Below are 7,304 nucleotides of genomic sequence, written 5' to 3'. Positions count from 1 at the left end.
TAAGAAATTGGGACTAATATAAGTCAATAATCGGGTATATGTTTATAAGTTAGCCACAGTTTAAATCATACACTCAGAATAAAATGCTTTACCTTTGTACTAAAAACGACAGGTTGCTCGATCGGAAACATATGCGTTACCCCCGTAATAACTTCCGATTGGCAATTGGGAATGTTTCTTGCTGCTGACGCACTAACAAGCTGAAACAACGGACGAGAATATTCACCATAAGCAACATGGGTAGGCAATTTTATCGTCGCCAGTGCGTTTGCATTTATATTGGGTTTTTCATAGTGCTAATTCGTCCGCAGTTAAATAAGATGGATATCCAAGCTCATAAAGAAAAAGGCTACGAAACAGTTCAGGTGCTTTTAATACTGCCAATAATGCCACATCAGCGCCATAAGACCATGCAACCAAATGTACCGGAGAACAGCCTATTTTTCTGATTACTTCAATAACATCATTAGCATGTGTTTCAATACCAAAATCACCTATTTTCGCAGAACCACCAAAATGACGCAGACTCAGAGCCATCGGCGATACCCTATCTTCCAGCTCAATCATATGTCGATTCCACATACAACTATCAGCCAACGCACCATGCAGAAACAATAAAGGCGTTTTATTATTCTCATGATCATGAAAATACGCAAGTTGAGCACCGTTGACAGTAATTTTCTTTTCTTGATATCCGATCATGACTTTCCCATTACTATAGCGTATAAACTTATTTTATAAGATATTTATACAATGAATCTTCCAATTTACTGTTTTATAAGTTGCTTAGATTATAAGCTTAAATTTGCCCGCTAGCTCTCTGGCCTGTTTTTCAAGCCAAGAAATCATCTCGTTATTATTGAACAAGTAAAAATGCCTTCCTGTGAAAATTTGGTGTTTTACTGATGCAGGTAACACTTGCCACCATTCCGCCAACCGAGAAACAGGAACTCTATTATCCCGATCACCTCCGAGTACATAAGCAGGGACATTCAACTTCACCTTCGGTAATCGAGATAAAGAATCCAGCAAGATAAGATCATTTTTCATTATTTCGATCACATAATTACGCAATTCGGGGTTAGCAAGAACATCTGCCGGTGTCCCCTCACATTGCTCAAGGATATTCAAAACATAGGAGTCAGAATATTCCTCACATGGCTCATGTTTGAAACCTTCAGGATCACTAAAACTACGGGCAGAGATAATAAGTGCTAACTGTCTTTTGGGTAATTCATTCTCAAGCCTACGGGTAACCTGATACGCCAGTTCTGCCCCCAAACTGTGTCCAAACAGTAATAAAGGTTTATCTTCCCCTAACCTTAAACGCTTTATTGAAACAAGAATATCAGACAAAACAGTTTCAATATCCACCTGAAAAGGCTCGGAAACACGCATCCCTCTGCCTGCAAGTTCCAGACAATAAACCTCAATAAATTCCGATAACTTATGAGCTAACTCGATGTAGGAAAAACAAGAGCCGCCAGCGTGATGCAGAAATAATAGCTGCACTCCAGCTTCTGGCCTTTTAATCGCAGAAAATAAAACTGAATCAGACAAAATTAAGTTCCTTTAGCAGTATAAATGGGATGTTTTTTGTTAATAGGAAATGAATTATGTTGAACTAGAGATCTCATCACTCCCTGATAATTGTTATTTACCAAAAAATGAAATAGGAGATCCCCTATGAATTCTTCAAGTTATTGCTTTGCAATTGGCCACTATAACCTGAAATCAATAAGTTATAAACAACCCTGAAAGATATTCATTAGGTACAGAATAATAACTATCTATTTCTTTTTCTATAACAGAAAAAATTGATTAGTTTATAATTATTAATTGGCTCGAAATGTAAAGTTTGATGTAGCAAAGGCATAGAGCCTATCAAGTTAGACTCTATATATTTTAACCTATGGCCTTAACTTATCGCGCACAGCCATCAGCGCAAACCCTAATAAGTTCAAACCGTCCCACGTCAGAGGATTATGGATATTAAGGGTGTCTTCTGATAACCCGATCCCCCAAATACGGTCAACAGGACTAGCCTCAACTAATATTTTATCCCCGGTATTCAATAGAAAATCTGCCAATGGCTTGTTTTGAGAAAACTTTGCCAAATTTCCTGCAATCACTATTTTCAACCGATGTTCATCCCAAATCGACTGATTAAACCCACGAATTTCGCGCCCATAGGCTTTTGCTGCCCCTGGATTTTTCGCATTGATAATTTTTTTCAGCACTTCGTGATCATTAAACAAACGGGCTTTCTCTGCCATCATATAATGTTCCGCACTGGAATATTTTACATCATCAACAGTAAATTGAGCTGGATACCACTGACTTAAACAAGATTTGGTTATGTGGTTGGAATGATCGATTTTATGCCCCCAGAAAAAAAGATATTTTAGTTTTTTTCCTGATTGGTACAAATCACATAACGTTTTAATATCCATATTAACTCTCTATAATACGCAAATTTATCTTTAATACATAAACATCCTCTATCATACAAATTTTTTTATGTTTGTCGATGTATATTTCAGTGATTCAATTGATATTGCATGAAAATAATTAGTGCAAAAGATAGCGGATAAAAATAATTACATATTACTTTGAAATTATTTCATATTCAATTTACGCCCGATAACAAATACAGAAACTAATCCCACCAAATCAAGGGTGATTAGCGTGCCGGCAAACAACATTTCTCCCCTAAAAGCAAAAACCGTCGCAACGATTAAGATAAATATCGTAATGAAAAAACCCATCCATTGCCCTCTTCTATCTCTATTTATTAATCCATCCAGCGCCTTATTCTGCTTTTCATGTTGAAAAACCTGCTCTTTTTCTTTAAGAGCGAATATTCTTTCAGCGTAACCTGGTAAAATCGATTCATAATTCTTCAATACTTCAGGGGGTGGAAATGAATCAACACAATGAGATATCTCTTTATTTTCAAGCAAATATCCATTTGATGAATCATTATCTAAAGTATCGCAGTAATCATTTGCCGGCATAATGTCAAGAATGCTCCCTATCGCTCTGAAGTATTGACCAATGTTAGAGTTCACGTTTTCTCCCTCAACAATATACACAAAAAACATTTTAATAAAATCAGCGACATAATTAACACTAACCTATAATAGAAATGAATTAATCATACTCCTGATATTTTTTTGTTCACAATAAACTTTGCCTTTGGCTGGGAAATGGGCGGCACTCTTCAGCTCTGTAGGTTCCATCTTCCTGACGAATCAAAAATATTTTACGCCCCGAACGCAATGCCTTACTAATCGCTGTTTGATGAACCCCCACCAAACGCGCAGCTTTAACTTGGCCATTCAACTTTACATATTCTGATAATGAGATTTTTTCCATCTGCTTCTTCCTCCTCTCTCAGAATAATATCTAAAGTACTAAATATTTCAATACTTTTAGTATTTATCATTTTAATAGCATTGGTATTAAAATGAAGTCATGAAGAAGAAACTCACAGCAGAACAACTTGCAGATGCAGCACGCTTAAAAGAGATATTTGAGTCCAGGAAAAAACAACTTGGCATCTCTCAAGAAACGCTTGCAGAAGAAATCGGCAAAACACAAAGTGCAATTTCACACTATCTCAATGGGATAAATGCCCTTAATTTAGAGATGGCAGCTTATTTTGCCCAAAAATTGGCAGTCCAGATTGCGGATTTCAGTCCAGCGCTGGATAAACAAGCCAGGAAACTGGTCTCTGTTCTTTATGGTGATAATGCTGCATTTGCTGGTCATACACGCACCCATCAGAAATACCCACTACTCGACTGGGTAAATGCAGGTAATTGGTTCGAAGATACCGCATCAAAATATCAAACAAGTCGTACTGAAAAGGGATATGAAACTTCTGTTGAATGCTCACAACGTGCTTTTTGGCTGGAAGTAAAAGGTGATTCAATGGTATCGCCGAATGGGCTAAGCATACCACAAGGCATGATCATTTTAGTTGATCCAGAAGTTAAACCAGCTCCCAACAATTTAGTCGTAGCGAAACTTGATGGAGAGAAAGAACTGACTTTCAAGCAACTGGTTACCGAAGGATATGATACTTTTTTAAAACCATTGAATCCTCAATACAATATGATTTCTCTAAGTAATCACGTGCATATTGTCGGAGTGGTTGTGGACGCGAAGATTGGAAAATTGCCTTAAGTTATGGCATAACGTAACTTTGGCTATATGTTAAAAGGCCAGCTTAATGCTGGCCTTGTCTTCAATCATCTTCACTGATTAATTTAGTATTCAATTCTTTTTTTATTGGTGATTTAATGTGCTCCATATCCCTAATGTTTTTTTGTACAGCAATGGAACCGAATAAACACAAGAAAAAAGCAATCCCATAAAACCCCTTTTCACTTGGCAATAAGTCAGCATTAAACAAACCAATCGCCATTAATGCTATAGAGGCAGAAAAAGCGATAATACAAGCAATATAATATGCTTGTGTTGTAGGTATATTATCAATTTTATCTCTTACTGTTTTTTGGATTGAAATAGAAGAAAACAACCCTAAAAGGAGTATTGCAAAATAATATCCTTTCTCATTTAATTGCATATCTGAACGCCAAAGCCCTGCGAGGTAAACACTTATCCCACCAATAACCGCAATCCAAGAAATTAAGTTAAAGGCATTAAATCCTGTAAATTTGTTATCTAACGAAGCGCTATCCTTCACAAAAATCATCTCCATAAGTTATCAGTTAAATTTAAACTATCTTATACCAGAGCAAGCTGGGATTCCACTTTACGAGTTACGTCATGCCAAATAAATGGTTCGATAAACAGGATTTAGTCAACCTTGAACAAGTATTTCCTGTTCATTCGCCTCAATTACGGCTTATCACTATTCACCGCGTGAAAAAACCATCAGTAATTTTAATTATTACTATCAAAAATAAACAAAACATCCTCCTTTCAAAAGGGTGATTTAAAAAATAAAGTATCTGTTTATGGAATGATTAGTTCTTAAATATCTTCAATGAGTAATAACGTCAAATAACTCACATTGAATCCATTAGCCTAACTAGTAGGAGTTAAGCTATGCCCATGTTGCGCGCCGCGTGAATTGAAAAAGTGTGCCATTTAAATCGAGAAAAATCACTGTGTAATTATTTTATCAAAACACGCGGCATATTTAGGTTATTTTTGATTTAGTTTCAATCACCTCTCTTTAATCCCTTATAAACAGGCACATTGAACATTAGTTGAACTAAAGGTGTGCTTATTTTTTTACCCCTATTCCCTTTTTTACTATCAACCACCGACTTCTATTACTTTAATCAACCTCAGCTTCGTTTAAGAATAGCGATATCATTATCCCGTAGATTCAAACTTGGTTTTTTAGGTTGGAATGTATAAGCAATGAGGCCTGCGGCGATTTCCAGCAGAAAACCGAGCTGACTGCGATGTCTTGAATGCTCGATCTGAGAAATATTTTTGAGCTGATCAATAACCGTTTCTATCAAGAATCGCCTTCTTAACATCAGTCTATCCCAGAGAGATAACGCTTTGGCTTTCATATTGCGACGAACATTCGTGATTAACGTGACACCTTCTGCTTCCAACTCATCGCATAAAGCCTGTGATAAATATCCTTTATCACCATATAAACACCCCGTTAGCCCTTTTGCCAATGCTTTGACAGGGTGGCGATCATCCTGATTTCCTGCGGTTAATTTCACGGCCAAAAGTTCACCGCAATCATTGATGACCAGATGAAGTTTAAACCCATATTGATTTTATTCATTTTGTGTGTATTTTTTACTTTAAAGAAAAACAGTTATAAGGTTCAAAAATGGTCACATTAAGATGCCCTTTTATGCTCAAGAATCTATATAATAATTTATCATTTTCATGAGGTTTATCACAAAATTATCATCACTTCATATACTGGATCTTAATAATTAATTTTTTCAAGACACTCATCCAATGTACTGTTTTTCCTTATTTTTCTTTGTGGTGTCTTGAACGCATTTTGGGATAAGTATTCCTTCGCTTCTTGCAGATAAAAACCGATTTCTGACCATGCCTTTTGAAGGACACCATTTAATATAGGCCGTAGCCAAATACAGCTATTATTGGCGGCTTTCAATAAAGACACTGTCGGGAGTAAACGCCTTGCCAGACTACGTCTAAGCAGTAATCCCAATAAACTCAGCCAGATAAGATTTTCAACCAGGGATTTCTGGCGCGTGGCAAAGCCCCGCCAATTTGTATGCGATTTCAGTTCCTTAAACAGTAACTCGACCTGCCAGCGACAACGGTAAACCACCATAATATCGTCAGCGGTAAATTCGGTGGCAGATAAGTTCGTCAGCCACAGACAATAACGGCGTTCTTCGGCCACCCAGCGCCGGATAATGCGAAACTCAAAACCGTCACGACGACAGGTGAGATCCAACACTTCTGAACGGTTTTTTCGGCGCGTAATGTCTTTTAACTTGAGGTTGCTCAGCTTAGGCAGCGGTTTTCCCTGCGCATTTTTGGCTTCAATAATGCGGGGATTGAGTGACTGACCTCCGCGAACGACAAACGAACCGCCATACTGCGAGACCTGTTGAAAATACTGAAAATCGACGTAACCCGCATCCGCCAATAGCAACTGGTCACGTAAGGTTTCCGGGGCGGGCAGGTAAGCACGCTCGGAGGCGGTATCGGCCGTAATCGTCATCCCTGTGGGGGCCTGCGTGAATAAAGACATCGTCATATGGCACTCAACCGCTGCTAACGAAGGGCTGAACCGATAAGCAAACGGGTCTGATAGAGCAGAATGGACTTTGAATGAACTGCCATCTTGCAAGAGGATATTTTTAAATCGTTGAAATTTTTTTGGGGGCGGTATCAGGTGCTTTTCAACAAATTGTGCAATAGCAAATTTGACCAATATTTTGACCAAGTCAGTCAGGGCGGATTTTTTGAGCTGATTGTAAAAAGGCCGGTATTGGATACGGTGTTTTTTCTCTGGCATTAATCCATTGATTTGTTGGTGTAAATGGGAAATTGAAGTGATATTTCCCGTACAGATAACTTGTATCAGGGCAAGAATAAACAGACGGGGTTCAAGACACCGAAGCCGTCGGGTAAAACCACATCGACGAGCCATTTTTTCTAAAAGAGCCTCATTGAAGAATTGCATTAACTGGTGTTTTATAGCGATAATTGTCATAGGCTTCATGCGTGTTTTGGGGGGGGTGTTTGGCGACAATTATCCAATCACAAATGAAGCCTTTTTTCTATCTTAAATAAAGGGTTATCGATTAAGATCC

The 7,304-nt window shown here is 37.8% G+C and carries 8 protein-coding genes and 1 pseudogene; 1 reads left to right on the top strand and 8 read right to left on the bottom strand.

Features of this window, described 5'->3' with window-relative positions:
* Positions 1 to 288 precede the first annotated feature (288 nt).
* The 5 genes from PSI15_RS16655 to PSI15_RS16635 all read right to left on the bottom strand — a co-directional run bounded on the left by PSI15_RS16655 (position 289) and on the right by PSI15_RS16635 (position 3,378).
* A complete protein-coding gene (locus PSI15_RS16655; RefSeq protein WP_273584511.1) occupies positions 289 to 702 on the bottom strand; it encodes an alpha/beta fold hydrolase in 414 nt (137 codons plus the stop codon).
* A gap of 84 nt (positions 703 to 786) precedes the next feature.
* A complete protein-coding gene (locus PSI15_RS16650) occupies positions 787 to 1,560 on the bottom strand; it encodes a thioesterase II family protein (RefSeq protein ID WP_273584510.1) in 774 nt (257 codons plus the stop codon).
* A gap of 350 nt (positions 1,561 to 1,910) precedes the next feature.
* Positions 1,911 to 2,453 carry an NADAR family protein gene (locus PSI15_RS16645; protein WP_273584509.1) on the bottom strand — a complete coding sequence of 181 codons (543 nt, stop codon included), beginning with the start codon at positions 2,451 to 2,453 and terminating at the stop codon, positions 1,911 to 1,913.
* A gap of 165 nt (positions 2,454 to 2,618) precedes the next feature.
* On the bottom strand, positions 2,619 to 3,071 hold the full coding sequence (locus PSI15_RS16640) for a DUF2335 domain-containing protein (RefSeq protein ID WP_273584508.1): 453 nt from the start codon (positions 3,069 to 3,071) through the stop codon (positions 2,619 to 2,621).
* Positions 3,072 to 3,180: 109 nt separating this feature from the next.
* Complete coding sequence (locus PSI15_RS16635; protein ID WP_045970145.1) at positions 3,181 to 3,378, bottom strand: Cro/CI family transcriptional regulator; 198 nt, start codon at positions 3,376 to 3,378, stop codon at positions 3,181 to 3,183.
* A gap of 99 nt (positions 3,379 to 3,477) precedes the next feature.
* Here PSI15_RS16635 and PSI15_RS16630 point away from each other — a divergent pair, with 99 nt between their 5' ends.
* A complete protein-coding gene (locus PSI15_RS16630; protein ID WP_273584507.1) occupies positions 3,478 to 4,191 on the top strand; it encodes a LexA family protein in 714 nt (237 codons plus the stop codon).
* Between the two features lie 61 nt (positions 4,192 to 4,252).
* On the opposite strand, the gene yiaA is transcribed toward PSI15_RS16630, so the two are convergent.
* The 3 genes and pseudogenes from yiaA to PSI15_RS16615 all read right to left on the bottom strand — a co-directional run bounded on the left by yiaA (position 4,253) and on the right by PSI15_RS16615 (position 7,204).
* The gene (gene yiaA, locus PSI15_RS16625) at positions 4,253 to 4,714 is read right to left on the bottom strand and encodes an inner membrane protein YiaA (RefSeq protein WP_273584506.1); all 462 of its coding nucleotides are present in this window, start codon (positions 4,712 to 4,714) and stop codon (positions 4,253 to 4,255) included.
* A 610-nt stretch (positions 4,715 to 5,324) separates the two neighbouring features.
* Positions 5,325 to 5,771 (bottom strand): annotated as a pseudogene (locus tag PSI15_RS16620) (IS982 family transposase); the annotation flags it as partial.
* Positions 5,772 to 5,935: 164 nt separating this feature from the next.
* Positions 5,936 to 7,204 carry an IS4 family transposase gene (locus PSI15_RS16615; RefSeq protein WP_273584505.1) on the bottom strand — a complete coding sequence of 423 codons (1,269 nt, stop codon included), beginning with the start codon at positions 7,202 to 7,204 and terminating at the stop codon, positions 5,936 to 5,938.
* Between the last annotated feature and the right edge of the window lie 100 nt (positions 7,205 to 7,304).

Source organism: Xenorhabdus sp. PR6a, assembly GCF_028599065.1.
GTDB classification, from domain to species: Bacteria; Pseudomonadota; Gammaproteobacteria; order Enterobacterales; family Enterobacteriaceae; genus Xenorhabdus; species Xenorhabdus doucetiae.
The sequence above is the reverse complement of the archived record's forward strand: the minus strand, read 5'-3'. Positions and strand labels throughout refer to the sequence as shown.

What these genes read in the sequence shown, in the direction of transcription:
- PSI15_RS16635 (WP_045970145.1), bottom strand. Translation starts at nt 3,378, where the DNA reads ATGGAAAAAATCTCATTATCAGAATATGTAAAGTTGAATGGCCAAGTT.
- PSI15_RS16645 (WP_273584509.1), bottom strand. Translation starts at nt 2,453, where the DNA reads ATGGATATTAAAACGTTATGTGATTTGTACCAATCAGGAAAAAAACTA.
- PSI15_RS16655 (WP_273584511.1), bottom strand. Translation starts at nt 702, where the DNA reads ATGATCGGATATCAAGAAAAGAAAATTACTGTCAACGGTGCTCAACTT.
- PSI15_RS16615 (WP_273584505.1), bottom strand. Translation starts at nt 7,204, where the DNA reads ATGACAATTATCGCTATAAAACACCAGTTAATGCAATTCTTCAATGAG.
- PSI15_RS16630 (WP_273584507.1), top strand. Translation starts at nt 3,478, where the DNA reads ATGAAGAAGAAACTCACAGCAGAACAACTTGCAGATGCAGCACGCTTA.